The sequence below is a fragment of the Ruegeria sp. genome, assembly GCF_040830605.1.
In the GTDB taxonomy this organism is placed as follows: domain Bacteria; phylum Pseudomonadota; class Alphaproteobacteria; order Rhodobacterales; family Rhodobacteraceae; genus Ruegeria.
In genome coordinates this window covers 277,086-300,559 of record NZ_JBFOMD010000001.1, presented here as the reverse complement: position 1 = coordinate 300,559, position 23,474 = coordinate 277,086, and the positions used below count along the sequence as shown (strand labels likewise).

26 protein-coding genes are annotated in these 23,474 nt (G+C 62.5%); 13 read left to right on the top strand and 13 right to left on the bottom strand.

Annotated elements, in window-relative coordinates; translation table 11 throughout:
- Nucleotides 1-78 precede the first annotated feature (78 nt).
- The 5 genes from AB3N21_RS01390 to AB3N21_RS01370 all read left to right on the top strand — a co-directional run bounded on the left by AB3N21_RS01390 (nucleotide 79) and on the right by AB3N21_RS01370 (nucleotide 5,102).
- The gene (locus tag AB3N21_RS01390; RefSeq protein WP_367933532.1) at nucleotides 79-1,290 is read left to right on the top strand and encodes an ABC transporter substrate-binding protein; all 1,212 of its coding nucleotides are present in this window, start codon (nucleotides 79-81) and stop codon (nucleotides 1,288-1,290) included.
- A 63-nt stretch (nucleotides 1,291-1,353) separates the two neighbouring features.
- Entirely contained in the window at nucleotides 1,354-3,198 is a 1,845-nt protein-coding gene (locus tag AB3N21_RS01385; protein ID WP_367933531.1) for an ABC transporter permease, read from the top strand.
- On the top strand, nucleotides 3,195-3,968 hold the full coding sequence (locus tag AB3N21_RS01380; RefSeq protein WP_367933530.1) for an ABC transporter ATP-binding protein: 774 nt from the start codon (nucleotides 3,195-3,197) through the stop codon (nucleotides 3,966-3,968). Before AB3N21_RS01385 ends, AB3N21_RS01380 begins: the two co-directional genes overlap by 4 nt.
- The gene (locus AB3N21_RS01375; RefSeq protein WP_367933529.1) at nucleotides 3,961-4,662 is read left to right on the top strand and encodes an ABC transporter ATP-binding protein; all 702 of its coding nucleotides are present in this window, start codon (nucleotides 3,961-3,963) and stop codon (nucleotides 4,660-4,662) included. Before AB3N21_RS01380 ends, AB3N21_RS01375 begins: the two co-directional genes overlap by 8 nt.
- Nucleotides 4,663-4,676: 14 nt before the next feature.
- Nucleotides 4,677-5,102 (top strand): MarR family winged helix-turn-helix transcriptional regulator, encoded by a 426-nt coding sequence (locus tag AB3N21_RS01370; RefSeq protein WP_367933528.1) that lies wholly within the window; start codon nucleotides 4,677-4,679, stop codon nucleotides 5,100-5,102.
- A gap of 9 nt (nucleotides 5,103-5,111) precedes the next feature.
- Here AB3N21_RS01370 and AB3N21_RS01365 read toward each other — a convergent pair whose 3' ends face one another.
- Both AB3N21_RS01365 and ychF read right to left on the bottom strand, forming a co-directional pair.
- On the bottom strand, nucleotides 5,112-6,281 hold the full coding sequence (locus AB3N21_RS01365; protein WP_367933527.1) for an amidohydrolase family protein: 1,170 nt from the start codon (nucleotides 6,279-6,281) through the stop codon (nucleotides 5,112-5,114).
- A gap of 107 nt (nucleotides 6,282-6,388) precedes the next feature.
- Nucleotides 6,389-7,486, bottom strand: a complete 1,098-nt coding sequence (gene ychF, locus AB3N21_RS01360) for a redox-regulated ATPase YchF (protein WP_367933526.1) — start codon at nucleotides 7,484-7,486, stop codon at nucleotides 6,389-6,391.
- Nucleotides 7,487-7,684: 198 nt separating this feature from the next.
- On the opposite strand from ychF, the gene AB3N21_RS01355 reads away from it, so the two are divergent.
- From AB3N21_RS01355 to AB3N21_RS01345, 3 genes are all read left to right on the top strand, one after another.
- The gene (locus AB3N21_RS01355; RefSeq protein ID WP_367933525.1) at nucleotides 7,685-8,170 is read left to right on the top strand and encodes an acyloxyacyl hydrolase; all 486 of its coding nucleotides are present in this window, start codon (nucleotides 7,685-7,687) and stop codon (nucleotides 8,168-8,170) included.
- Between the two features lie 81 nt (nucleotides 8,171-8,251).
- Entirely contained in the window at nucleotides 8,252-9,043 is a 792-nt protein-coding gene (trpA, locus tag AB3N21_RS01350) for a tryptophan synthase subunit alpha (protein ID WP_367933524.1), read from the top strand.
- 235 nt (nucleotides 9,044-9,278) lie between these two features.
- Complete coding sequence (locus tag AB3N21_RS01345) at nucleotides 9,279-10,445, top strand: L-lactate dehydrogenase (protein WP_367933523.1); 1,167 nt, start codon at nucleotides 9,279-9,281, stop codon at nucleotides 10,443-10,445.
- A 30-nt stretch (nucleotides 10,446-10,475) separates the two neighbouring features.
- Here AB3N21_RS01345 and AB3N21_RS01340 read toward each other — a convergent pair whose 3' ends face one another.
- Nucleotides 10,476-11,648, bottom strand: a complete 1,173-nt coding sequence (locus tag AB3N21_RS01340) for an MFS transporter (RefSeq protein WP_367933522.1) — start codon at nucleotides 11,646-11,648, stop codon at nucleotides 10,476-10,478.
- Between the two features lie 148 nt (nucleotides 11,649-11,796).
- Here AB3N21_RS01340 and AB3N21_RS01335 point away from each other — a divergent pair, with 148 nt between their 5' ends.
- The 5 genes from AB3N21_RS01335 to AB3N21_RS01315 all read left to right on the top strand — a co-directional run bounded on the left by AB3N21_RS01335 (nucleotide 11,797) and on the right by AB3N21_RS01315 (nucleotide 15,950).
- Entirely contained in the window at nucleotides 11,797-12,450 is a 654-nt protein-coding gene (locus AB3N21_RS01335; RefSeq protein WP_367933521.1) for a 50S ribosomal protein L25/general stress protein Ctc, read from the top strand.
- Nucleotides 12,451-12,605: 155 nt separating this feature from the next.
- Nucleotides 12,606-13,295 (top strand): aminoacyl-tRNA hydrolase, encoded by a 690-nt coding sequence (gene pth, locus AB3N21_RS01330; protein ID WP_367933520.1) that lies wholly within the window; start codon nucleotides 12,606-12,608, stop codon nucleotides 13,293-13,295.
- The gene (locus AB3N21_RS01325; RefSeq protein ID WP_367933519.1) at nucleotides 13,292-14,341 is read left to right on the top strand and encodes a DUF2332 domain-containing protein; all 1,050 of its coding nucleotides are present in this window, start codon (nucleotides 13,292-13,294) and stop codon (nucleotides 14,339-14,341) included. Before pth ends, AB3N21_RS01325 begins: the two co-directional genes overlap by 4 nt.
- A 58-nt stretch (nucleotides 14,342-14,399) precedes the next feature.
- A complete protein-coding gene (locus AB3N21_RS01320) occupies nucleotides 14,400-15,563 on the top strand; it encodes a serine hydrolase domain-containing protein (protein WP_367933518.1) in 1,164 nt (387 codons plus the stop codon).
- A 9-nt stretch (nucleotides 15,564-15,572) separates the two neighbouring features.
- A complete protein-coding gene (locus tag AB3N21_RS01315) occupies nucleotides 15,573-15,950 on the top strand; it encodes a DUF2237 family protein (RefSeq protein ID WP_367933517.1) in 378 nt (125 codons plus the stop codon).
- On the opposite strand, the gene AB3N21_RS01310 is transcribed toward AB3N21_RS01315, so the two are convergent.
- The 10 genes from AB3N21_RS01310 to rpsA all read right to left on the bottom strand — a co-directional run bounded on the left by AB3N21_RS01310 (nucleotide 15,929) and on the right by rpsA (nucleotide 23,324).
- Nucleotides 15,929-16,456: a helix-turn-helix transcriptional regulator gene (locus tag AB3N21_RS01310; protein ID WP_367933516.1), complete on the bottom strand. Its 528-nt coding sequence runs from the start codon at nucleotides 16,454-16,456 to the stop codon at nucleotides 15,929-15,931. The two genes, AB3N21_RS01315 and AB3N21_RS01310, sit on opposite strands and share 22 nt — an antisense overlap.
- 21 nt (nucleotides 16,457-16,477) lie before the next feature.
- Nucleotides 16,478-16,903, bottom strand: a complete 426-nt coding sequence (locus AB3N21_RS01305; RefSeq protein ID WP_367933515.1) for a hypothetical protein — start codon at nucleotides 16,901-16,903, stop codon at nucleotides 16,478-16,480.
- A gap of 95 nt (nucleotides 16,904-16,998) precedes the next feature.
- On the bottom strand, nucleotides 16,999-17,517 hold the full coding sequence (locus tag AB3N21_RS01300) for a PepSY domain-containing protein (RefSeq protein WP_367933514.1): 519 nt from the start codon (nucleotides 17,515-17,517) through the stop codon (nucleotides 16,999-17,001).
- 155 nt (nucleotides 17,518-17,672) lie between these two features.
- Entirely contained in the window at nucleotides 17,673-18,920 is a 1,248-nt protein-coding gene (gene trpB / locus AB3N21_RS01295; RefSeq protein ID WP_367933513.1) for a tryptophan synthase subunit beta, read from the bottom strand.
- Between the two features lie 152 nt (nucleotides 18,921-19,072).
- Nucleotides 19,073-19,303 (bottom strand): N-(5'-phosphoribosyl)anthranilate isomerase, encoded by a 231-nt coding sequence (locus tag AB3N21_RS01290; RefSeq protein ID WP_367933512.1) that lies wholly within the window; start codon nucleotides 19,301-19,303, stop codon nucleotides 19,073-19,075.
- 33 nt (nucleotides 19,304-19,336) lie between these two features.
- On the bottom strand, nucleotides 19,337-19,984 hold the full coding sequence (locus AB3N21_RS01285) for a phosphoribosylanthranilate isomerase (protein ID WP_367933511.1): 648 nt from the start codon (nucleotides 19,982-19,984) through the stop codon (nucleotides 19,337-19,339).
- 8 nt (nucleotides 19,985-19,992) lie between these two features.
- Nucleotides 19,993-20,346 (bottom strand): lipopolysaccharide assembly protein LapA domain-containing protein, encoded by a 354-nt coding sequence (locus AB3N21_RS01280; protein WP_367933918.1) that lies wholly within the window; start codon nucleotides 20,344-20,346, stop codon nucleotides 19,993-19,995.
- Between the two features lie 7 nt (nucleotides 20,347-20,353).
- Complete coding sequence (gene ihfB / locus AB3N21_RS01275) at nucleotides 20,354-20,638, bottom strand: integration host factor subunit beta (protein WP_171176765.1); 285 nt, start codon at nucleotides 20,636-20,638, stop codon at nucleotides 20,354-20,356.
- A gap of 246 nt (nucleotides 20,639-20,884) precedes the next feature.
- Nucleotides 20,885-21,499 (bottom strand): LysE family translocator, encoded by a 615-nt coding sequence (locus AB3N21_RS01270; RefSeq protein WP_367933510.1) that lies wholly within the window; start codon nucleotides 21,497-21,499, stop codon nucleotides 20,885-20,887.
- Nucleotides 21,500-21,644: 145 nt separating this feature from the next.
- Nucleotides 21,645-23,324 (bottom strand): 30S ribosomal protein S1, encoded by a 1,680-nt coding sequence (rpsA, locus tag AB3N21_RS01265; protein ID WP_171176769.1) that lies wholly within the window; start codon nucleotides 23,322-23,324, stop codon nucleotides 21,645-21,647.
- Between the last annotated feature and the right edge of the window lie 150 nt (nucleotides 23,325-23,474).

The following is a 23,474-nucleotide window of genomic DNA, read 5'->3' as shown; positions in this document are numbered from 1 at the left end:
AACGTCACTTTGGCACTGACAACCACGCAGAAGCCGGGCACAACTGGCCGCGAAACAAGATCAACAGGAGGACATGACATGACCCTGATCAGACGCACCGTGCTGGGTGCACTTGCCGCCCTGCCCCTTGCGGCACTGGCCCCGCAGGCACACGCGGCGGACACCATCGTGCTGGGCGAAGTAAACAGCTACACTCGCCTCCCAGCCTTCACCGAGCCCTACAAAAAAGGCTGGCAACTGGCGGTCGAACAGATCAACGCGGCAGGTGGCGTGAGTGGCAAGCAGCTTGAGGTGATCAGCCGCGACGATACCGGCGACCCGGCCACCGCGATCCGGATTGCCGAGGAGCTGGTCTCGAAAGAAGGCGCGGTGCTGATCTTCGGTACCTTCCTGTCGAATATCGGCCTGGCGGTCTCGGACTTCGCCAAGCAGAAAGAGGTGCTGTTTCTGGCCTCGGAACCGCTGTCGGATGCCATCGTCTGGTCCAAGGGCAACAAGTATACCTACCGCCTGCGCCCCTCGACCCACATGCAGGCCGCGATGCTGGCTGAAGAGGCCGCCAAGCTGGATGCGGTGAAATGGGCCACCGTGGCGCCGAACTATGCCTACGGGCAGGACGCCGTGGCCGCCTTCAAGCGCGAACTCAGCAAGCTGCGCCCGGACGTGGAATTTGTCGAGGAACAATGGCCTCCGGTCTTCAAGATCGACGCGGGCAGCACCGTGCGGGCGCTTGAGGCCTCGAAGCCCGACGCGATCTTCAACGTGACCTTTGGCGGCGATCTGGCGAAGTTCGTCCGCGAAGGCTCGCTGCGGTTCCTGTTCGAGGATCGCGATGTCGTCTCGCTGCTGACCGGTGAGCCAGAGTATCTGCAACCGCTGGCGGGCGAGGCGCCCGAAGGCTGGATCGTCACCGGCTACCCGGCCACCGATATCACCACCGACGAGCACAAAGCCTTTGCCGACGCCTATATCGAGAAGTTCGGGGAAGAGCCCAAGACCGGCTCGATCGTGGGCTACAATTCGGTGCTGGCCATCGCTGCCGCGCTGGAAAAAGCGGGCTCAACCGATACCGAGGCGCTGCTAGCCGCTATGGAGGGTTTGACCGTCGAGAGCAGCCCGACCGGCCCCTTCACCTTCCGCGCCGCCGACCACCAGTCGACCATGGGCGCCTATGTGGGCAAGACCGGGCTGGTCGATGGCAATCCGGTGATGGTGGACTGGTCATACGCCGATGGCGCGGATTATCTGCCGTCTGAGGAAGAAGCCGCCGGGATGCGGCCTGCGGAATAAAGCCCCTGCGGCGGGGCGCACAGAGCCCCGCCGCCGGACACATGAAACGGGGACCAAGACCGAATGGGCTTTTATTTCGCGCAGTTGCTGACCGGGCTGGCCAACGCCTCGTCCCTGTTTCTGATCGCGTCCGGGCTGTCGATCATCTTCGGCGTTACCCGGATCGTGAATTTCGCCCATGGCTCGTTCTACATGGTGGGCGCCTATCTGGCCTACACGTTGGTGACGATGTGGAGCGGCAGCGTGCTGGGTTTCTGGGGCGGCGTGATCCTTGCCGCCGTTGCCGTGGGTCTGCTGGGGCTGGTGATCGAGTTGACCATCCTGCGCCGCATCTACAAGGCACCGGAACTGTTCCAGCTGGTCGCCACCTTCGGCGTCGTGCTGATCGTGCAAGATGCCACGCTGGCGATCTGGGGGGCCGAGGACCTGCTGGGTCCGCGCGCACCGGGCCTCGACCGCGCGGTGCGGATCATGGGCGAGCCGATCCCAGAATATGACCTTGCCCTGATCGCCATCGGCCCCGCCGTTCTGCTGGCGATCTGGCTGCTGTTCCACCGCACCCGCTGGGGCGTGCTGGTTCGCGCCGCCACACAAGACCGCGAGATGGTGGGGGCGCTTGGCGTCAATCAAGCCTGGCTGTTCTCTGCCGCCTTTGTGCTGGGCGCGTTCCTTGCCGGTCTCGGCGGCGCGCTGCAGATCCCGCGCGAGGCGGTGTCGCTGCAGATGGACCTCTCGATCATCGGCGAGGCCTTCGTTGTTGTGGTGATCGGCGGCATGGGCAGCGTCTCGGGCGCCTTCGTGGCTGCCGTCCTGATCTCGGTCCTGAACGCCTTTGCCATTCTGGTCTTTCCGCAAATCTCCATCGTCCTGCCCTTTGTCGTCATGGCGGTGGTGCTGATCGTGCGTCCCTATGGTCTGTTCGGCAAGCCGGGCAGCGAGCATGGGTCGCCGGAGGAACCGGACCAGCCTCTGGCGCTGGTGAGCCAGCGTTCGGCCATGGTGATGGCCACCGCTGTCGCAATGCTGGCGCTGAGCCCGGCGGTCGCCGCAGATTTCACCATGATCCTTCTGGTCGATGTGATGGTCGCCACGCTCTTTGCCGTATCGCTGCATTTCATGATGGGCATCGGTGGCATGGTGAGTTTCGGCCACGCCGCTTATTTCGGCGTCGGCGCCTATGGGGCGGCGATGGCCGTGAAATTCTTCGGCTTCGGTATGCTTCCGGCAATGGTCTTCGGCCCCGTCTGCGCGGCGATGGCGGCGATCTTCTTCGGCTGGTTCTGCGTCCGACTGTCAGGCGTGTATCTGGCCATGCTGACCCTGGCAGCGGCACAAATCCTCTGGGGCGTCACCTTTCAGTGGCAGGACTTCACCGGCGGGGATGATGGCATCCTTGGAGTGTGGCCCGCGAAATGGGCAAGTTCGGATCAGGTCTATTTCTACGTGGCCTTCGTGCTTTGCATCGGAGGCATCTGGTTCCTGCGCCGCGCGGCGCATTCGCCCTTTGGCTACACCCTGCGCGGCATCCGCGACAGTCAGACCCGGGCCGAGGCGATCGGCATCAACACCAACCTGCACCAATGGATGGGCTTTGCACTTGCCGGAGGGTTCGCCGGTCTCGCCGGTGTAGTCTTTGCCTTTTCCAAGGGCAGCGTCTTTCCCGACAGCCTCGGCATCGCGCAGAGCATCGACGGGCTGATCATGGTGCTTCTGGGCGGCATCCACGCGCTGGCCGGGCCGATCTTTGGCGCGGTCGCCTTTGTGATGATCGAGGACTGGGTGACGCGGCTGGATTACTGGCGGTTCATCTTCGGCGCCATCATCCTGATCGTCGTGCTGCTGGCGCCTGACGGCATCGCGGGCGGGGTCCGGCGCCTGTTGCGCGCCGTGAAAGGAGGTGCCGCGTGATCCATGTTCTGGAGGTGCGGGGCCTGTCCAAGAGCTTTGATGGCGTACATGCGGTTAGGGGCGTGGATTTCGATCTGAACGAGGGTGAGTTCCTGGCCCTGATCGGTCCCAACGGCGCGGGCAAGACCACCTGTTTCAACATGCTCAACGGGTATCTGAGGCCGGATGCAGGTTCGGTCCGGCTGCGCGGGGCCGAGCTAATCGGGCGCCCGCCGCGCAAGATCTGGCGATTGGGGGTCGGGCGAACCTTTCAGATCACGGCGACCTTTCTGTCGATGACGGTGCTGGAGAATGTGCAGATGGCGCTGATCTCGCATCATCACCGGGTGTTCGACCTGTTCTCGCTCGCCACACGGCTCTATGTCGATCAGGCGATGGCGCTGCTGGAGCTGGTGTCGATGCAGGATCAGGCGCGGCGAGCCTGTTCGGAACTGGCCTATGGCGACCTGAAACGGCTGGAACTGGCCATCGCGCTGGCGCATGAGCCCGCGCTCTTGCTGATGGACGAGCCCACCGCCGGGATGGCACCCTCGGAACGCATCGCGCTGATGGCGCTGACCGCCGAGATCGTGGCCAAAGGTGGTGTCAGCGTGGTGTTCACCGAACACGACATGGACGTGGTCTTTGCCCATGCCCACCGTATTCTGGTGCTGAACCGGGGCGAGTTGATCGCCGAGGGCAACGGCGCCGAAATCCGCGCCAACCCGCTGGTGCAAGAGGTCTATCTGGGCGGCGGCACGGCCTTTGCGCAGGAGGGCGCCCATGCTTGAGGTCACCGGCCTGAACGCCCGCTATGGCCGCGCGCAGATCTTGAACGGCGTGGCGCTGAGCCTTGGCGAGAACGAGGTGGTGGCGCTGCTGGGCCGTAACGGCGCGGGTAAATCCACCACGATCAAGTCGATCATGGGGCTGGTGCAGCAGATCGACGGGCGTGTCACCTATGACGGGCAGGAGATTTTGGGCAAGCCCTCACACGTCATCTGCCGCGCCGGTTTTGGCTACGTGCCCGAGGATCGGCGGGTGTTCGGCGATCTGACGGTCGAAGAGAACTTGGAGGTCGGACGCCGCGCCCCGCGCCCGGATGCGCCGGAATGGACGCTGGAGCATCTTTATGAGCTGTTCCCTAACCTGCGCGAGCGCCGCCGCAATCTGGGCAAGCAGCTTTCGGGCGGCGAGCAGCAGATGCTGAGCATTGCCCGCACCCTGATGGGCAATCCGAAACTGGTGCTGCTGGACGAACCCTCGGAAGGGATCGCACCGGTGATTGTCGAGCAGATGGCGCAGGTTATCGCCGAGTTGAAACGCGAGGGGTTGTCGGTGCTCTTGTCCGAGCAGAACCTGCATTTTGCCCGCGCCGTCTCAGATCGGGCGTATATCATCGAAAAGGGCGCCATGCGGTACGAGGGCAGCTTTGCCGATCTTGACGCCAAGCCCGAAGTTTCGAACGCCTATCTTGCGGTTTGACCGAGGAACAGAGAATGACCGACAACAGCGCGACTTATGTTCTGGACGATCAGGTGGGGTATCTTTTGCGGCTGGCCAGTCAGCGGCATGCCGCGATCTTTCAGGCCCATACGCTTGAGGGGCTGACGGCCACGCAATTCGCCGCCATGGTGCGGATTTCCGAGCAGGGCAAGTGTTCGCAGAACCGCTTGGGGCGGCTTGCGGCGATGGATGTGGCGACCATCAAGGGGGTGGTCGACCGGCTGCGCGACAAGGGGCTGACGATCAGCGAACCGGACCCTGACGACAAGCGCCGCACGCTGATTTCGCTCTCACCCGCCGGAGAGGCTCTGCTGGCGCGGATGCTTGAGGCGGGGCATACGATCACCGCCGACACGCTGGCGCCGCTCAGCGTCTCGGAGCAGCGCAGTCTGGTGCGGCTTCTGCGCAAGATCACCTGAGGTCGAGGCCTAAGAAGACACGATCTCGGGAAGGCGGGTAGCGGGCGGGGTGTTGCGGCTGCGCTCGGACCGGATGACACCGTCGATGACGGTCATGCCGACCCCGGGCAGATTGCCCAGTTGCACCGACTCGAGCAACGTCGCGCCCGGCGCGTGCTGCGCCTGATCCATCAGCACGAAATCGGCACAATAGCCCCGCTCGATCAGACCGGTATCCAGCTCGCGCTGCCGCGCCGTGTTGCCATTGGCAAAGCAGAACGCGATCTCGGCCGGGACATTGCCCAGCGAAGACAGCATCGCCACCATCCGCAGAATGCCCAGCGGCTGCACGCCCGAGCCTGCGGGACCATCGGTGCCCAGAATGATCCGGTCCATCTGTTTCAGCTCGCGCGCGGTGTTCAGGGTCAGAAGCGCCGCGCGTTCGTTGCCGTTATGCACGATCTCCAGCCCCGCCGTGCAGCTTTCGCAGAGGCACGTGATCTGATCGTCCGGCAGGGCGGAATGGCCGCCATTTATATGGCCGATCACATCCGTTCCGGTCTCAAGCACCATATCCGCGTCGATGAGGCCCGAGCCCGGAATCGACGGCCCGCCGGTGTGAATCGTGGACTGGATGCCATATTTGCGCGCCCAGTCGACCATTTGCCGCGCGGTCTTGCCATCCTTGACGGTGCCCAGGCCGACCTCGCCCAGCAGCTTGACTCCAGCATCGGCCATCTCCTTGAAGTCCTGCTCGACCATGCCGTGTTCGATGACCGGCGCGCCGGCGTGAACCTTGACGCCCGAGGGGCGGAAATTTTCGTACCAGCGCTGCGCCGCGATCGCCATCGCCTTGAGGCCCACAACGTCCTTGGGCCGCCCGGGCATATGCACCTCGCCCGCAGAGATCAGCGTCGTCACCCCACCATGCAGGGTCGAGTCGATCCAGTGCAGCTGTTGCTGGCGCGGTGTGTAATCGCCCACCACCGGGTGCACATGGCTGTCGATCAGGCCCGGCGCCAGCGTCACGCCATTGGCATCGACGAGCGTATCGGCCTCTTCCGTGTCCAGGTCGCTCTCATACCCCCAGTCGGCAATCTTGCCATCCACCGCGATCACGCAATCGCCGTCATGGATCGGCTGTTCCATCTTGCCTGACAGGATCAGGCCAATATTCCTGATGACTAGCTTACCGGACATCGCACCCTCCCCTGACGGCCCGCCGCTTGTCGTTAGCATACCAACAGGTGCGGCCAGCCCGTCAAGCACCATGCGGGGATTTCAAGTGGGGAAAGTGGAAAACCGGGTCAGGTGTTAAAGAGGAAATGCATCACGTCACCATCCTTGACGACATAGCCCTTGCCCTCGGCCCGCATCTTGCCCGCCTCTTTCGCGCCCTGCTCGCCATTGCATGAGATGAAATCGTCGAAGGCGATGGTCTCGGCGCGGATGAAGCCCTTTTCGAAATCCCCATGGATAACCCCCGCGGCGGCCGGTGCCGCCGTGCCTGTGCGGATGGTCCAGGCGCGGGCCTCTTTCGGGCCTACGGTGAAATAGGTTTCCAGCTTGAGCAGGTCGTAGCCCGCGCGGATCAGACGGTCGAGGCCGGGCTCGGAGAGGCCCATTTCCTCGAGGAACATCTGCGCTTCGTCCTCTTCCAGCAGGCTGATCTCTTCCTCGATCTTGGCGCTGATGATCACATGCGCGTTGCCCTGCGCTGCTGCCATTTCGGCCACGCGGGCGGAGTATTCGTTGCCCTCGGCGGCCTCTTCCTCGGAGACGTTGCAGACATAGAGCACCGGCTTGGTGGTCAGCAACTGCAGCATCTTCCAGGCCTTGGCGTCCTCATCGCTGACCTCGACCATGCGGGCGGGTTTGCCATCCTCGAGCATCGCCTGCGCGATGGTCAGCAGGCGCTCCTGCTGCTGCGCCTCCTTGTCGTTGCCCTTCAGCTTGCGCACGAGGTTGGCACGGCGCTTTTCAATGCTTTCCAGATCGGCCAGCATCAGCTCGGTCTCGATGGTCTCAGCATCGGCCACCGGATCGACACGGCCATCCACATGGGTCACATCGCCATCCTCGAAACAGCGCAGCACATGGGCGATGGCGTCGGTCTCGCGGATATTGGCCAGGAACTGGTTGCCCAGCCCCTCGCCCTTACTGGCGCCCTTCACCAGGCCGGCGATGTCGACAAAGGTCATGCGCGTGGGGATGATCTGGCGCGAGCTAGCAATCGCGGCCAGCTTGTCCAGCCGGTCATCGGGCACCGCAACATCACCGACATTGGGCTCGATGGTGCAAAAGGGGAAATTGGCCGCCTGCGCCGCAGCCGTCTTGGTCAGCGCGTTGAACAGGGTCGACTTGCCCACATTCGGCAGACCCACGATTCCCATTTTAAAGCCCATTCCGGCCTCCTGCATTCCAATCGACGGCTGCTTCTATGCAGCTTGGTGTTGATGCGCAAGACACACTGCCGCTTAGTTTCATCCGCTCAAATTGACAGCTCACTTATTTGTGCAGACACTGTGCGTCCGTGAACATTGAAATCCATGGGACCGCGTAACCAGTTAACTACCTAATTTTTCCAGTTGAAGCTCATGACAATGAAACACCTCTTCACTTCACTTGCCATCCTTGCCGGTGCAACCTCCGTACAGGCCCAAACCCTGATCGTGGGTGCGGGTTATGCCGATTTCTCCTTTAGCCAGTCCTTGGACCAGGGGCTGATATCGCTTGAATACCAGCATAGGCCGTTCCATCAAGGCGAGCGCCTCAGCACTGGTCTGGGCGGGGCCCTGTCCGTGCACGAAAACGGCGACGTGCATGTCGGGGCAGGCGTCTACGGCATTTATTCCTTCAACCAGCGCTGGTTTGTGGAAGGCAGCGTGATGCCCGGCTTTTTTTCCGAGGCCGATGAAATCAATGACCTTGGCGGCAGCTTCCAAATCCGAAGCTTGCTGGGTTTGGGGTACACGTTCGACAATGGCAATCGCTTGTCGGTGGCGATTACCCACAAATCGAATGCCAGCACGAACGATTCCAATCCGGGGGTAAATGCAGCCTTGCTGCGGTATCACTTCGCGTTCTGACACAGGAAAGACGGCGGGCGGGATTGATTTTCCCGGTCAGTTTCTGCACATCGGGTCGAAAGCTGATCGCAAGGAACTCCGATGACCCGTATCGACGCCAAATTCGCCGCCCTGCAAGCCCAAGGGAAAAAGGCCTTTGTCGCCTATGTGATGGCGGGGGACCCGGATTATTACACGTCGCTTGAGGTGATCAAAGGCCTGCCCGGGGCCGGCGTGGATGTCATCGAGCTTGGTTTGCCGTTCACCGACCCGATGGCGGATGGCCCCACAATCCAGGCCGCCGGTCAGCGCGCGCTGGATGCCGGGATGACGCTGGACCGGACACTGGAACTGGCGCGCAGCTTTCGCGAAGCCGATGACACCACGCCGATCGTTCTGATGGGTTATTATAACCCGATCTACAGCTGTGGTGTGGATGCGTTTCTGGAAAAGGCCAAGGCCGCAGGCATCGACGGACTGATCGTGGTGGACCTACCCCCCGAAGAGGATGACGAGCTGTGCCTGCCCGCGCAGGCGGCGGGGCTGAACTTCATCCGCCTTGCCACACCGACGACCGACGACAAGCGCCTGCCGCGCGTGCTGCTGAACACCTCCGGCTTTGTCTATTATGTGTCGATCACCGGCATCACCGGCGCCGCCGAGGCCGAGGCGGGCGATGTCGGCCCCGAGGTGGCCCGGATCAAGGCGGCAACCGATCTGCCCGTGATCGTGGGCTTTGGCATCAACACGCCGGACAAATCGCGTGCCATCGCGACCATCGCAGATGGCGCCGTGGTCGGCTCGGCCATTGTCAGCCAAATCGGCGCACGCAAACCTGTGGGCGAGGTGCTGGACTTTGTAAAAACCTTGGCTGACGGCGCACATTCGGTCTGATCTGACCCAAAATTATCCCTCACAACGGCATCTGCAGGTGCCCTTCGGTGCAAGGGCCACGTCGCCGCGCGTGCGCAGGGGCCCGCCCGGCGACGTTTCCCGGGCCGTAACTATCTGAAAACATGACAATAAGTCCTCAATCACTCGATGCGGCAAATATCCGCATGATGCTTTCTTGCGCCCGATCTCAAGAATTGGTAAAAAAGATTAACCAATTTTAGGGAGCTGCCGCGCAATGCCCGTCATCACCAATATCGAAGACCTCAGACGTATCTATGAACGCCGGGTGCCCCGGATGTTCTACGATTACGCCGAAAGCGGCAGCTGGACCGAGCAGACCTTTCGCGAGAACAGTTCGGATTTCGAACAGATCCGGCTGCGCCAGCGGGTTGCGGTTGATATGACCGGGCGCTCCACTGCGTCGACGATGATCGGAGAGGATGTGGCAATGCCGGTGGCGCTGGCCCCGGTGGGTCTGACGGGCATGCAGCACGCGGATGGCGAGATGAAGGCCGCCAAGGCCGCCGAAGAGTTCGGCGTGCCCTTCACACTTTCCACCATGTCGATCAACTCGATCGAGGATGTGGCCGAACATACCTCTGCCCCGTTCTGGTTTCAGCTCTACACCATGAAGGACGAGGATTACGTCAGCCGCCTGATCCAGCGTGCCAAGGATGCCAAATGCTCGGCACTGGTGATCACGCTGGACCTGCAAATCCTCGGCCAGCGGCACAAGGATCTGAAGAACGGCCTGTCAGCGCCACCAAAGCTGACCGCCAGCACCATCGCCAACCTGATGACCAAATGGTCCTGGGGCCTTGAGATGCTGCGCGCCAAGCGGCGGGAGTTCGGCAATATCGTTGGGCATGTCGAGGGCATCTCGGACGCCTCCTCGCTGGGGGCCTGGACGGCGGAGCAATTCGATCCGTCGCTCGACTGGAAGAAGATCGAAAAGCTGATGGAGCAATGGGGCGGCAAGGTGATCCTCAAGGGGATACTGGACGCCGACGATGCCAAGATGGCCGCAAAGCTCGGGGCAGACGCCATTGTTGTGTCGAACCATGGCGGGCGGCAACTGGACGGCGCGCTGAGCTCGATCCGGATGCTGCCGCAGATCATGGATGCGGTGGGCGGCGATATCGAGGTGCATCTCGACAGCGGCATCCGCTCGGGCCAGGACGTACTCAAGGCGCTCAGCCTGGGCGCGCAGGGCACCTATATCGGGCGTGCCTTCGTCTATGGGCTGGGTGCGATGGGGCAGAAGGGCGTGACCGCTGCTCTGGAGGTGATCCAGAAGGAGCTGGATACCACCATGGCGCTCTGTGGTGAGAAGAACGTCGCCGGTCTGGGCCGCCACAACCTGCTCGTCCCGGAAGATTTTGAGGGGCGGTGGCAAGCCTGAACCCGGCGCCCGGAGACATCATGGAGGGGTTCAGGACCGGAGATGCCTGCCCGGATACTGACCTGCCAACAGCCGTGCCCATAGCGGCACAAGCACCGCCGCAACCGCGAACATTATGGTGGCGATCACATAAAACGACACGCGCAACCCAAATCCTTCGGCCACATAGCCCATCATCACCGGCCCGAGGAAAAACGCCGCATAGCCCAGGGCCGCCGCCTGTGAGATCGCCGCCAGCCGCAGCCGTGGCGGCACCGCCTGACCGACCAATCCCAGGGCCAGAGGGCCAACGACCGAAACCCCCAGACCGCCCAGCAGGAATCCTGCGTAGGCGACCGGGATATCCGGCGCGATCCCGGACAGCGCAAGCCCCGCGCCAGCGATACAGGACGCAATCACCATCGTGCGGATCGGCGGCCAGCCCGCACCGATTATGTGGCCACCAAGCCGCCCGACCGCCATGCCGGTTGCCAGCAGCGCCGGACCCATCGCCCCTTCGGCGGGGCCGCCGCCCAAGGTACGTTCCACATGCAGGGCCGACCATCCTTCCGAGGCCGCCTCGCCCAGAAACGCAGCGAGCACCACCAGCCCACCAACCCAGACAAGCCCATAGGGCATGCCTGCCGCCTCAGCCCGTTCATCTTCATGCTCCGGGCGATCCGGCAGCTTCATCCAGATCATGAGGACCGCTATGGCCGCCGCCGTTCCCGCAAAAATCGCCACGGGTCCAAGCCCGGCCTCGCGCGCGCCACCCACGCAGACGGCAGCAATGGCGTAGAACAGCGAAAAGCAACCATGGTTGAGGTTCATCAGGCTCCGGCCCGTCTCGGCCTCTGCCTCGCTGACCTCGGAATTGGCCAGCACGTCGGCCACGCCCGACCCGCCCGCCGCCAGAAACAACGCCAGCCCCAGCACAACAGGGCTCTGTGCCACCCCTACCAGTATGAACCCGCCCGCCATCACGGCGGCGCCGGCGATCATCGCCCATGTCCCGAGCAGCCGGTAGACCAGTGGCGCCAGCCACATCGCCATCAGCGCCCCGGTCGAACCCATCAGCACCAGCGTGCCCCAGAACCCGTCGCTTACGCCCACCTGCGCCTTGACCACTGGCATCTGGGCCGAGAAACTCGCCCAGCCCAGCCCGATCACGACAAAGCCGGCAAGCGCCCGGCGTGAGGCATAGAGATCGTCCCAAATCCGCATATGCCACCGCTGACACAGCCAATTGCGCCCGTCTAGCCAAAAGCGGCGCATTTTAGGCCTTTTCAACCTCATCAATCCGGTCTAAACGGCAGCCTTCACGCGGGGTGACAGCCTTGGAGGCACCCTGCCCTAACATTGGAGATTTATCATGGCTGGTGAGATTCCTGATCTCGTAGCTCTGGAACGGACGGGGACAGGCAAGGGCGCCGCTCGTCAGGCACGCCGCGATGGCATGGTTCCGGGCATTGTGTTTGGTGGCGACAAAGATCCGCTGCCGATCCAGATCCCGTTCAACGAACTGTTCAAACGCCTGAAGGCGGGCCGGTTCAAGTCGACCCTGTTCAACCTGAAGGTCGAAGGCCAGGAAGACGTCCGCGTCATCTGCCGCGACGTGCAGCGTGACGTGGTCAAGGACCTGCCCACGCATCTGGACCTGATGCGCCTGCGCCGGACCACCAAGATCGCGCTGTTTATCCCGGTTGAGTTCCTCAACGAGGCCGACGCGCCCGGCATCAAGAAGGGCGGCGTTCTTACGGTTGTCCGCCCCGAGGTGGAACTGGTCTGCACCGCCGGTGACATCCCCGAGAAGATCACCGTCGATCTGACCGGCATGAACATCAACGATGTCGCAACCATCTCGTCGGTGGAGCTGCCCGCAGGCACCAAGCCGACCATCGACCGCGACTTCGTGATCGCCAACATCTCGGCACCGACTGGCCTGACGACCAGCGAAGACGAGGACGAAGGTGGCGAAGAGGCCGAAGTCGAAGCAGTGGAAGTCGAGGAAGAGGCCGAAGAATAATCTCTTCACCGATCCGCACGATTTCGAAACGGGGTCCTTCGGGGCCCCGTTTTGATTTTGCGGAGGCACCCATGGCCCGATGCACCTGTCTGGATTTTTGCGCGAATCCGGTGCATTGAGACGCGGGAACGAAAGATCACGCGAAGGACCGCACCATGAAACTCTTTGTCGGACTGGGAAATCCCGGCGGGAAATATGCCCGCAACCGGCACAATATCGGGTTCATGGCCGTGGACCGGATCGCCGGGGATCACGGGTTCGGGCCGTGGAAGTCCAAGTTTCAGGGTCAGATCGCCGAAGGGCGGTTGGGCAGCGAAAAGGTGTTGCTGCTGAAACCCGGCACCTTCATGAACCGCTCCGGCCAGTCGGTGGGCGAGGCGATGCGGTTCTACAAGCTGGATTCAACGGATGTGACCGTGCTGCATGACGAGCTGGACCTGGCCCCCGGCAAGGTGCGGGTCAAGGCCGGTGGCGGGCATGCCGGGCATAACGGGTTGCGGTCGGTCCATGACCATATCGGTGCGGCGTATGACCGGGTGCGGCTGGGCATCGGCCATCCGGGCCGCAAAGAGCTGGTCTCGGGCTATGTCCTGCACGATTTCGCTCGCGCGGATGAGGACTGGCTCGAGGATGTGCTGCGGGGCGTCTCGGACGGTGCACCGCATCTGGCGGCGGGCGATGGCGGTAAGTTCATGAACGCGGTGGCGCTGCGCACCGCGCCGCCGCGTTCGTCGACCACACTGAAGGCAAAGACGCCTGCGGAAGCCGGAGGGCGTCCCGCCGCGCCGGAGGCCGAGCCCGATACGCGCTCGGCCATGCAGAAACTTCTGGACAAGTTTCGTTGAGCCTCAGGGACGCGCTGCGGCGTCAGGCCCGGGCTTGTGCGTCGCTGGGCTCGCCCTTCATGGAACGGTTGTTGACCGGTCTGTCCGAACATTGGCCCAAAGACAGCGCCCTGGCCCACGCCTGCGCGGCGTGGGACGGAGAGGATCTTGGCCCCAGCGGCGCCTCGCTGCCCCTGCGCATTGCCGCCGGGCTGCACGCGGTGGTGCTGCGCGGAGATGATCCGGCGCTGGCGGCAGTCTATCCGCCGAACTCGGTCACAGACGCTGACCTCGTTGAGGCCGTGTTGAACGCTATCGACACACAGGCCGACTTCCTTTGCGAGTGGATACAATCGCCACCACAGACCAACGAAGTGCGGCGTAGCGTGGCCCTGATCCCCGCCGCCCATTGGGTCGCCGCGCATCACCCGATGCCCATGATGGTGTCCGAGCTTGGCGCCAGCGCCGGGCTCAACCTGATGTGGGACCGGTTTGCGATCGCAACGCCCGACGGTCGGCTTGGTGCAGAGCACTCCGCCCTTGTGCTGTCGCCCGACTGGGCTGGCCCGCCTCCTGCCGCACAGGCCATCTCGGTTCGGGACCGGCGCGGGGTCGATCTGAACCCGATCGACCCGCATGATGCGGATGGTGCGCTGCGGCTGCGGGCCTATCTCTGGCCGGATCAGCCGGAGCGTATGCGCTTGACCGGCGCGGCAATCGCCGTGCAGGACGCCACTGTGGACCGGGGCGACGCCATCGACTGGCTGGCCGACCGCCTGCCGCAGCAGCCCGAGGGCACGCTGCATCTGGTCTATCACACTGTCGCATGGCAGTATTTCCCGCCCGAGGCTCAGACCCGGGGCACCGCATTGATCGAGCAGGCGGGCGCGTCGGCCACGCCCTCAACTCCGGTTGCCTGGTTGAAGATGGAGGCAGATGGACGGAGCCCCGGTGCATCGCTGACCCTGCGCTTGTGGCCCAGCGATCACCATGTCACGCTCGCCCGCGTCGATTTCCATGGCCGGTGGATCACATGGACCGCACCGGCCGCAATTTCCGCAACGTAGCGATTGCACCGGACCGCCGCCCGCGCTCATCTATGCAGGCAGTGAGGGAGGGCACGTGATGCGCACATTCGGCAAATGGCTGGGCCGCATTCTGCTGGCGCTGGTTTTGGCCGCCGCCGTTGTCGGGGTCTGGAAACGGGACGAGATCCGGCGGCTGATGGCCGTGAACTCGCTGTTTTCCGAGGACAAGATCGTCTTCAACTTCTCCAACATGAACGCCGCCTTTCTGACCGCCGAGCTGCCGCGCGGCGACGGGCAGACCTCGGAGTTGCGCCATGGGGCCGAATTCGATCTGCCGTCGGGTGCTGAGGACTGGATCACCGAGCGGGCGGTGACCTCGCTTCTGGTGATGCAAGGCGGCGAGATCCGGTACGAGGAATATTTTCTCGGCACCGAACCCGATGATCGCCGCATCTCATGGTCTATCGCCAAAAGCTATCTGTCGGCCCTGTTCGGCATCCTGCTCGACGAAGGCGCCATCGCTTCGATGGACGAGCCGGTGGTCAAATATGCCCCCAAACTCAAGGGCAGCGCCTATGAGACCGCCACGATCCGCAACGTGCTGAACATGGCCAGTGGGGTGACCTTCGACGAGGACTACCTGGACTACAATTCCGACATCAACCGGATGGGCCGGGTGGTGGCTCTTGGTGGAGAGTTGGACGACTTCGCCGCCTCGCTCAAGGACAGTTTCGCGACGCCGGGCGAGACCTGGCAATACGTTTCCATCGACACCCATGTGATCGGCATGGTGATCCGGGGCGCCACCGGGCGCAGCGTTGCTGAATTGATGGCAGAAAAGATCATTGCGCCGCTGGGGCTGGAGCAGGACGGGTACTACATAACCGATGGCGCCGGTGTGGCCTTCGTTCTGGGCGGGCTCAACTTTACCACCCGCGACTATGCCCGATTCGGCCAGATGATCCTGCAGAATGGCAACTATGGCGGGCAACAGATAGTCCCTGCCTATTGGATCGCCTGGTCCACCGCCCCCAGCGCCCCGACGGCCCCGGGCAAGATCGGCTACGGGTTTCAGTGGTGGATCCCGGTGGGCGCTCATGAGGGCGAGTTCATGGGGCGCGGCGTCTATGGCCAATACCTCTATCTGGACCAGTCCCGGGATGTGCTGATCGTAACCACTGGGGCGGACCGGAAGTTCCGCGAAAAGGGCGTGAACAACGCAAATGTCGAGATGTTTCGCAAGATCGCGCAAAGCCTGTAGACTGGCGGCATGAAAAAAGACGACAGCGTCAACGTTCTGGGCGAGGTACTGGCCCCCTGCTCGACCAACCCGCTGACCGGGTTCTTTCGCGATGGTCAGTGCAACACCTGCGCCGAGGATCAGGGCAGCCACACCGTCTGCGCGGTGATGACGGCCGAATTCCTGGCCTATTCCAAGTATGTCGGCAACGACCTGAGCACCCCACGCCCCGAGTTCCACTTTCCCGGTCTGAACCCCGGTGATCATTGGTGCCTTTGCGCCGCCCGATTCCTTCAGGCCCATGACGAAGGCTGCGCGCCGCAGGTGAACCTGGCGGCCACGCATCAGCGCGCGCTGGAAATCGTGCCGCTGGAGATTCTGAAACGTTATGCCGAGGAAGACACCTGATCGCTCTCGGGCTCGCGCTCCTGCAGGTCGTCCGCCATCAGATTGTCGATGAACAGCCCCAATAGCTGAGACCGGCCATGAACGCCCGCTTTGCGGTAGATCGCATTGGTTTGCGCTTTGACCGTCCCCTCGGACGTGTTGCGCAGGGCGGCAATCTCGGCGGTTGTCATCCCCTTGATGGCAAAGAGCGCCACGTCGCGTTCAGCCGGAGTCAGATGCCAGGCGGTGAAGCTCTCCTCCAGCAGATCGGAAAACGCGCTTTGCGCCGCTTTCAGGCGGGTTTTCATCCGTGCGGCCTCGGCCACGGATTGGCGCAGCACGACAAAGCCCACCACGATCCCCAGGATAAGGCCCAGAGCCGCCCCAATCTCGATGATCTCCCGCGCATGCCAGTTGATCGGCCCGATCGGCAGGCCCAGGACGCTGGACAGAATATCGAACACGAAGAACAGGGCGCAAGCCACCTGAACAACAAGCAGCGCGATCACGAGGAGATTGCGCGTCATGGCGACGATCCCCGATGCGTATCAATCGTCATCGTCATCATCGTCGTCGTCATCGCCGCCGCCCGGGCCGGAATTGCCCCCGCCAGACCCGGAGTTGCCGCTGCCCGAGCCGGAGTTGCCACTTCCGGATCCCGAATTGCCGCTCCCCGATCCCGAGTTGCTTCCGCTTGAACCGCTGCCGGGCGAAAAGATGCTCGACTCGCCCTTATCGCGGCGTACCCAATAGTCGCGCAGGATCTCGCCGGTGGCCGGGTTGACGATGATCTCGCGCTCCATGGCCCTGCCCGATGCCTTGATCCGGCTGCGCCCCAGGAATGTTCTCGACACGGAGATCCGGTCGAACCCCTGATCATGCAATTGCCGGACGATGCTGTCCTCGACCGGGCCCGCAACCGCAGTTCCGGCAAGCGCCAATCCCAGCACAATGACGTAAACTGAGCTTCTCATTCCGCCGCCCACATGGGGAAACCGCCCATGTGGCGGTTTCCTGTCTCTCTCACCATGCCAGAGACCGGGCGCTTTGCGAAGCACCGGCGGGACCCTCAATCATCATTGCTGCCCGGGCCGGAATTGTCGTCATCGTCGTCATCATCATCGTCGTCGTCGCGATCATCGTCCCCACCGCCGCGCCCACTACGGTCGTTATCATCGTCGTCGCCGCCACGGCGCCCGCTGCGATCATCATCATCGTCGTCATCATCATCCCGACCACCACGCCGGCCCCGATTGTCGTCGTCGTCATCGTCGTTCCGGCGGGCGTCCCTGGTGAAGTCGCGATCCCTGGTGGAAATCTCGATACCGCCCCCCTGCAGGTCTCGGGCGGTGGCGGGCTCGGTCTCCTGCTTGACGATCTGGCCGGTGGACCGGTCATAGACAACTTCCAGCTTGGTCGTTCCCCTGATGGCCTCGACCTTGGTCTGGGTCGGGCCGTTCTTGACTTCGGTTGTCCGGAACCCCTGCTGCGCCAGCGTGTCGATCACACGGTCGGCGAAGGTCTGTGCATTCGCTGGCAAAACAGCGGCAATTGCCATAGCGGCAGTCAAGGCATACATACGCTTCATCCCGGTCTCCATCTGCGCTTTGCCCGCCGGGGAAAAACCGGGCGGGTCCCGCGTCGATGGGACCACGAGGGGACGGTTAGGCCCATCTGCATGAGGTTTATTTCGGGCCGCATAAACCTGCAGACCTATACGCCTAAACCAAAGTTACATGCGGCTCAGATGGCCTCCCGGCCCTCGGTGTCGGACATGTCAAAGCCCAAATACTTGGCGACCGTCTGCACATCCTTGTCTCCCCGTCCGCACATGTTCATGCAGATCAAGTGATCCTCGGGCAGGTCAGGGGCGATTTTCATCACATGGGCCAGCGCGTGGCAGGGCTCGAGCGCCGGGATGATCCCCTCGGTCGCGCAGCACAACTGGAACGCCTCAAGCGCCTCCTTGTCAGTGATCGAGACATATTGGGCGCGCCCCACTTCGTGCAGCCAGGAATGTTCGGGGCCGATGCCGGGATAATCGAGACCCGCCGAGATCGAATACCCCTCGAGGATCTGACCGTCATCGTCCTGCAGCAGATAGGTGCGGTTGCCGTGCAACACGCCCGGGCGGCCTCCGGTCAGCGAGGCGCAATGCTCCATCTTAGCGTTCACACCCTTGCCACCGGCCTCGACACCGATGATGTTGACCGACTTGTCGTCCAGGAAGGGATAGAATAGCCCCATCGCGTTCGATCCACCGCCGATGGCGGCAATGATCGTATCGGGCAGACGGCCTTCGGCCTTGTGCATCTGCTCCTTGGCTTCCTTACCGATGATCGACTGAAAGTCGCGCACCATCGCCGGATAGGGGTGCGGACCGGCCACGGTGCCGATGCAGTAGAACGTGTCGCGCACATTGGTCACCCAGTCGCGCAGCGCGTCGTTCATCGCATCTTTCAGCGTACCGCGCCCGGACGTCACCGGGATCACCTCGGCACCCAGCAAACGCATGCGGAACACGTTCGGGGCCTGACGCTGAACGTCATGGGCACCCATGTAAACCACGCATTTCAGGCCAAACTTGGCGCAGACCGTGGCTGTGGCCACGCCATGCTGCCCTGCCCCGGTCTCGGCAATGATCCGGGTCTTGCCCATGCGGCGCGCCAGGATGATTTGGCCCAGCACGTTGTTGATTTTGTGCGCGCCGGTGTGGTTCAGCTCATCCCGCTTGAGATAGATCTTGGCCCCGCCCAGATGCTCGGTCAGCCGCTCGGCAAAGTAGAGCGGCGAGGGGCGGCCCACGTAGTTGGCCCAGAGGTCGTCCATCTCGGCCCAGAAGGTGGGATCATCCTTGGCCTTTTCGTATTCCTCTTCCAGCGACAGGATCAGCGGCATCAGGGTTTCGCTGACGAACCGTCCGCCGAAGATGCCGAAGCGTCCCTGTTCATCGGGTCCGGACATGAAGGAGTTGAAAAGGTCGTTGGCCATGGTCGCGCCCTCTGTTGGGTTTTGTCTGTCCTAGAGCGCGCGGGCGGCAAGGGCAAGCCAAGGCATTTCGAAATGCCTTGAGAAACGCGGTTTTCAAACGGCGTTCAAAGCCGCTTACAAGCGGCTTGGGCAAGGGCTTTCGAAAGCCCTTGTCAGCGCACCATCCGAATGGGGTTGTCGTTGCAGAAGATCACGAAATGGCGCCCGTTCTCGACTGCCTGGAACCCGCGCCGTTTGACCTCGCGGGCAAAGACCGCCCGTCCGACCAGCCGCTCGACATCGCGGACCTGCCGCTTGACGATACCACCGCGCATCGCCTCATTCGAGCCAAAGACCTGCGACAGCCAGAGTTCAGGGGTCAGGTGTTCCGGTAGCTTGGCCATGCCGCACTTTCCCCGGTCATAGTTAATGTCGGGTTAAGCCCGGGCCGCGTCCAGAAATGCACGGATGCGCCCGCTGTCCTTAACCCCGGGCGCGCGTTCCACTCCGGACGAAACATCGAGCTGCCGCGCCCCGGTCATGCGGATGGCCTCGGCCGCATTATCCGGTGCCAGCCCCCCCGCCAGCATCCAAGGTCGCCGCCAGTATTTACGGCCCGCAAGCAAGCGCCAGTCGAAGGACAGGCCATTGCCACCAGGCAATTCCGAGTGTTTGGGCGGCTTGGCGTCAATTAAAAGCTGATCGGCCACATCGGAATAGAGGTCGATCTGGGCCAGATCCTCTTCATCGGCCACACCAACGGCCTTCATCACCGGCAGGCCATACCGATCCTTCACCTCGGCCACGCGGTCGGGACTTTCCTGCCCGTGAAGCTGCAACATGTCCAGTGGAACCGAAGCCAGAATATGATCCAACTCGGCATCCGTTGCATTCACCGTCAGGGCCACCTTGGCAACGCCGGGCGGCACCTCGGCGGCCAGTTGGGCAGCTAGAGGCACATCAATGTAGCGCGGGGATTTGGGGAAGAAGACAAGACCCACGTACCGGGCTCCGGCCTCGACCGCAGCACGCACATGTTCCGAAGCGGTCAGACCGCATATTTTGACGCTGATGTCGGACGACATGAGGGCCCTCAGGCGGCGGCATCGTCAAGGATCGCCAGAACCTCGTCTTTGCCTTCATTCTGCTTTTTCTTGAGCGACTTCACCTCGCGCTCAAGTCGGCGCACCTCGCGGTGCTTCACATCGGCCTGACGGCGATGCTTGTGTTCGCGCAGCCATTCCCAGATGAAACCGATCACCAGACCTGCCACAACCCCGCCCAGCACAACCAGGAACAATGGCAGCGCGATGGTGAAGTTGAACCCCAGCAGATCGGCCAGATCATCCGGCATCAGCTTGAGGGTGACAAAGGCACGGTTTGCCAGCGACACCGAGATCAGGACGATCCCCAGCGCCGCGAGGAAGGCATAGCGAATGTAACGCATCATGAGTTCAGGCTTTTCCGTTCAAACGATCCCGCAGCAGTTTGCCTGTCTTGAAGAACGGCACATGCTTTTCCTCCACATGCACCGTTTCGCCGGTTCTTGGATTGCGACCAATGCGCGCGTCGCGCTGTTTTACCGAAAACGCGCCAAAGCCGCGCAACTCCACCCGGTCGCCCCGGGCCATGGCATCGGTCACCTCTTCGAACACCGTGTTCACGATCCGCTCGACGTCACGCTGATAGAGATGCGGGTTTTCATCGGCGATTTTCTGGATCAGTTCAGAACGGATCATGTGCTGTTCCCCTCCCAAGGCAACGTGGTGGCGATGTGTTATTAGTCTGGGAGTATAGGAAAAAATCCGGTTCGGGGAAACGACGTGTGGTGCCGCTTTCGTCGGTTTTTTGGGCGGTTTGCGGGCGGATATCCACGACTCGGTGCCGCTCGGCATAACTTCGCCGTTGCCGCGACGCAGCAATGCGCCCCGCGGCGGGCATCCGGGAAGCCATTGATTCGGAACGCAAAGCGATGGCGTTTGAGGTCAGCGGTCAGCGCGCGCCAGCGACAGGCCGACGCTTGAGGCGAAGTAAAACAGCCCGGTCAGCCGGTGCCGCAGCCGCCCCAGCCGCCGGATCGGCCGCCGCGCGGTCTGGGCCATGGCGGCCCAGCAGAGATCACTGCCAAAGATGACAACCAGATGGATCAGTGCGGCCAGAACCAACCCTTGTGACCCGGCGCTCACCGGCACGAACTGCGGCAGGAAGGCCGCACTGAACAGCAATGTCTTGGGGTTGATCAGGGCCATGCCCAGCCCCTGCCAGAACACCAGCCGGACCGGGCGGCCCGAGGCCGCGACCTCGGGCATGTCACGTGCGCCCTGCCGCCAGGCGGTCACACCGAGATAGAAGAGATAGGCGACCCCCACCCATTTCAGCCAGAGAAACGCGCCTGCGGCCAGATGCAGCAAGGCGCCAAGACCTACCACCACCAGCGCAAGCTGCAGCGCGATGCCCAGCGTGGTACCTAGAACAGTGATCGCACCAAAACGGAACCCATGCGCCAGCGTGTTGGCAATGATCAACGCCACGTTGGGTCCCGGGATGGCCACCAGAACGGCGGTCGCCACGATCAGCGCCAGGATCAGGTCTAGGGGCATCTGTTCTCTCCGTCAGCGGGCATGTCTTTGCCCGAAACTGACTTATACCACAGATGGCAGCCGTGGTACCGATCAGAAACCGGCGAACAAAAAAAGCCCCGCAGCCAGCGCTGCGGGGCCTTCCATTCCTCGAAAGCCGTAAGGCTTAGTCGCCCGACTTGAGCGCTGCGCCCAGAATGTCGCCCAGCGATGCACCCGAATCCGACGAACCGTACTGTTCCACGGCCTCTTTCTCTTCGGCGATCTCGCGTGCCTTGATCGACAGGCCCAGACGGCGGGTCTTGCTGTCGACATTGGTGACGCGGACGTCGACCTTGTCACCAACCGAGAAGCGTTCGGGGCGCTGCTCGGCGCGGTCACGCGACAGGTCCGAACGGCGGATGAAGGATTTCATGCCCTCGTATTCCACCTCGATGCCGCCATCTTCGATTGCGGTCACGTTCACAGTCACGATCGAGCCACGCTTCACGCCGCCCACGGCTTCGGCGAACTTGTCGCCGCCCAGGGCTTTGATCGACAGCGAGATACGCTCTTTCTCGACATCCACTTCCGAGACAACCGCCTGAACGACGTCGCCCTTGCGGTAGTTCTGGATGGCATCCTCGCCCCGCTCGTCCCAGCTGAGGTCGGACAGATGAACCATGCCGTCAATGTCGCCGTCGAGGCCAATGAACAGACCAAATTCGGTGATGTTCTTGACTTCGCCTTCGACCTGAGTGCCCTCGGGGTGCGTCTCGGCAAAGACTTCCCACGGGTTGCGCATGGTCTGCTTTAGGCCCAGAGACACGCGGCGCTTGGCACCGTCGATTTCCAGAACCATGACGTCGACTTCCTGGCTGGTCGAAACGATCTTGCCGGGGTGGACGTTCTTCTTGGTCCAGGACATCTCGGACACGTGAACCAGACCTTCGACGCCCGGCTCCAGCTCAACAAACGCACCGTAGTCGGTGATGTTGGTGACGCGGCCCTTGTGCACCGAACTCAACGGGTACTTGGCGCCGACCAGATCCCACGGATCTTCCTGCAACTGCTTCATGCCCAGGCTGATGCGGTGGGTTTCCTTGTTGATCTTGATGACCTGAACCTTGATGGTCTCGCCGATCGACAGGATTTCCGACGGGTGGTTCACACGGCGCCATGCCATGTCGGTGACGTGCAGCAGGCCGTCAACGCCGCCCAGGTCAACGAATGCACCGTATTCGGTGATGTTCTTGACGACACCCTCGACGGTCTGACCTTCGGACAGGTTGCCGATGACCTCGGCACGCTGTTCGGCACGCGATTCTTCCAGGATTGCGCGGCGCGACACAACGATGTTGCCACGGCGACGGTCCATTTTCAGAATCTGGAACGGCTGCTTCAGACCCATCAGCGGGCCAGCGTCGCGCACGGGGCGGACGTCAACCTGCGAGCCGGGCAGGAACGCAACAGCACCACCCAGATCGACGGTGAAGCCACCTTTGACCCGGCCAAAGATTGCACCTTCGACGCGCTGGTCGTCGGCATATGCTTTTTCAAGACGGTCCCATGCCTCTTCACGGCGGGCCATCTCGCGCGAGATGACAGCTTCGCCACGGGCGTTTTCTGCGGCGCGCAGGTAAACTTCGACCTCGTCACCAACAGCGATTTCAGGGGCTTCGCCGGGATTTGCGAATTCTTTCAGATCGACGCGGCCTTCCATCTTGTAGCCTACGTCGATGATGGCCTGGCCCGCTTCAACAGCGATCACCTTGCCTTTGACGACAGTACCCTCTTCGGGTGTGTCCATTTCGAAGCTTTCGTTCAGGAGGGCTTCGAAATCCTCCATCGATACGTTTTGAGCCATGAGGTCTCAGGTTTCCTTTTCACTTCGGTTTTTCTGGCCGAGCGGTTGTCTCCGCCGGTCTTAGGGGTTGGTCCGGGCGACCTGGGTCTCATGCCGCAAAACAAAGAGGGCCGGACGCTCCCGACCCTGCTCGTCTCTTTCTTTTATGGC

Coding starts and splice junctions, on each gene's coding strand:
- AB3N21_RS01270 (WP_367933510.1), bottom strand. CDS start 21,499: ATGCCCCTAGACCTGATCCTGGCGCTGATCGTGGCGACCGCCGTTCTG.
- AB3N21_RS01375 (WP_367933529.1), top strand. CDS start 3,961: ATGCTTGAGGTCACCGGCCTGAACGCCCGCTATGGCCGCGCGCAGATC.
- AB3N21_RS01370 (WP_367933528.1), top strand. CDS start 4,677: ATGACCGACAACAGCGCGACTTATGTTCTGGACGATCAGGTGGGGTAT.
- rpsA (WP_171176769.1), bottom strand. CDS start 23,324: ATGGCTCAAAACGTATCGATGGAGGATTTCGAAGCCCTCCTGAACGAA.
- ychF (WP_367933526.1), bottom strand. CDS start 7,486: ATGGGCTTTAAAATGGGAATCGTGGGTCTGCCGAATGTGGGCAAGTCG.
- AB3N21_RS01300 (WP_367933514.1), bottom strand. CDS start 17,517: ATGAAGCGTATGTATGCCTTGACTGCCGCTATGGCAATTGCCGCTGTT.
- AB3N21_RS01355 (WP_367933525.1), top strand. CDS start 7,685: ATGAAACACCTCTTCACTTCACTTGCCATCCTTGCCGGTGCAACCTCC.
- AB3N21_RS01315 (WP_367933517.1), top strand. CDS start 15,573: ATGAAAAAAGACGACAGCGTCAACGTTCTGGGCGAGGTACTGGCCCCC.
- AB3N21_RS01285 (WP_367933511.1), bottom strand. CDS start 19,984: ATGTCGTCCGACATCAGCGTCAAAATATGCGGTCTGACCGCTTCGGAA.
- AB3N21_RS01365 (WP_367933527.1), bottom strand. CDS start 6,281: ATGTCCGGTAAGCTAGTCATCAGGAATATTGGCCTGATCCTGTCAGGC.
- AB3N21_RS01335 (WP_367933521.1), top strand. CDS start 11,797: ATGGCTGGTGAGATTCCTGATCTCGTAGCTCTGGAACGGACGGGGACA.
- AB3N21_RS01305 (WP_367933515.1), bottom strand. CDS start 16,903: ATGAGAAGCTCAGTTTACGTCATTGTGCTGGGATTGGCGCTTGCCGGA.
- AB3N21_RS01385 (WP_367933531.1), top strand. CDS start 1,354: ATGGGCTTTTATTTCGCGCAGTTGCTGACCGGGCTGGCCAACGCCTCG.
- trpB (WP_367933513.1), bottom strand. CDS start 18,920: ATGGCCAACGACCTTTTCAACTCCTTCATGTCCGGACCCGATGAACAG.
- AB3N21_RS01290 (WP_367933512.1), bottom strand. CDS start 19,303: ATGGCCAAGCTACCGGAACACCTGACCCCTGAACTCTGGCTGTCGCAG.
- trpA (WP_367933524.1), top strand. CDS start 8,252: ATGACCCGTATCGACGCCAAATTCGCCGCCCTGCAAGCCCAAGGGAAA.
- AB3N21_RS01310 (WP_367933516.1), bottom strand. CDS start 16,456: ATGACGCGCAATCTCCTCGTGATCGCGCTGCTTGTTGTTCAGGTGGCT.
- pth (WP_367933520.1), top strand. CDS start 12,606: ATGAAACTCTTTGTCGGACTGGGAAATCCCGGCGGGAAATATGCCCGC.
- AB3N21_RS01340 (WP_367933522.1), bottom strand. CDS start 11,648: ATGCGGATTTGGGACGATCTCTATGCCTCACGCCGGGCGCTTGCCGGC.
- AB3N21_RS01390 (WP_367933532.1), top strand. CDS start 79: ATGACCCTGATCAGACGCACCGTGCTGGGTGCACTTGCCGCCCTGCCC.
- ihfB (WP_171176765.1), bottom strand. CDS start 20,638: ATGATCCGTTCTGAACTGATCCAGAAAATCGCCGATGAAAACCCGCAT.
- AB3N21_RS01320 (WP_367933518.1), top strand. CDS start 14,400: ATGCGCACATTCGGCAAATGGCTGGGCCGCATTCTGCTGGCGCTGGTT.
- AB3N21_RS01345 (WP_367933523.1), top strand. CDS start 9,279: ATGCCCGTCATCACCAATATCGAAGACCTCAGACGTATCTATGAACGC.
- AB3N21_RS01280 (WP_367933918.1), bottom strand. CDS start 20,346: ATGCGTTACATTCGCTATGCCTTCCTCGCGGCGCTGGGGATCGTCCTG.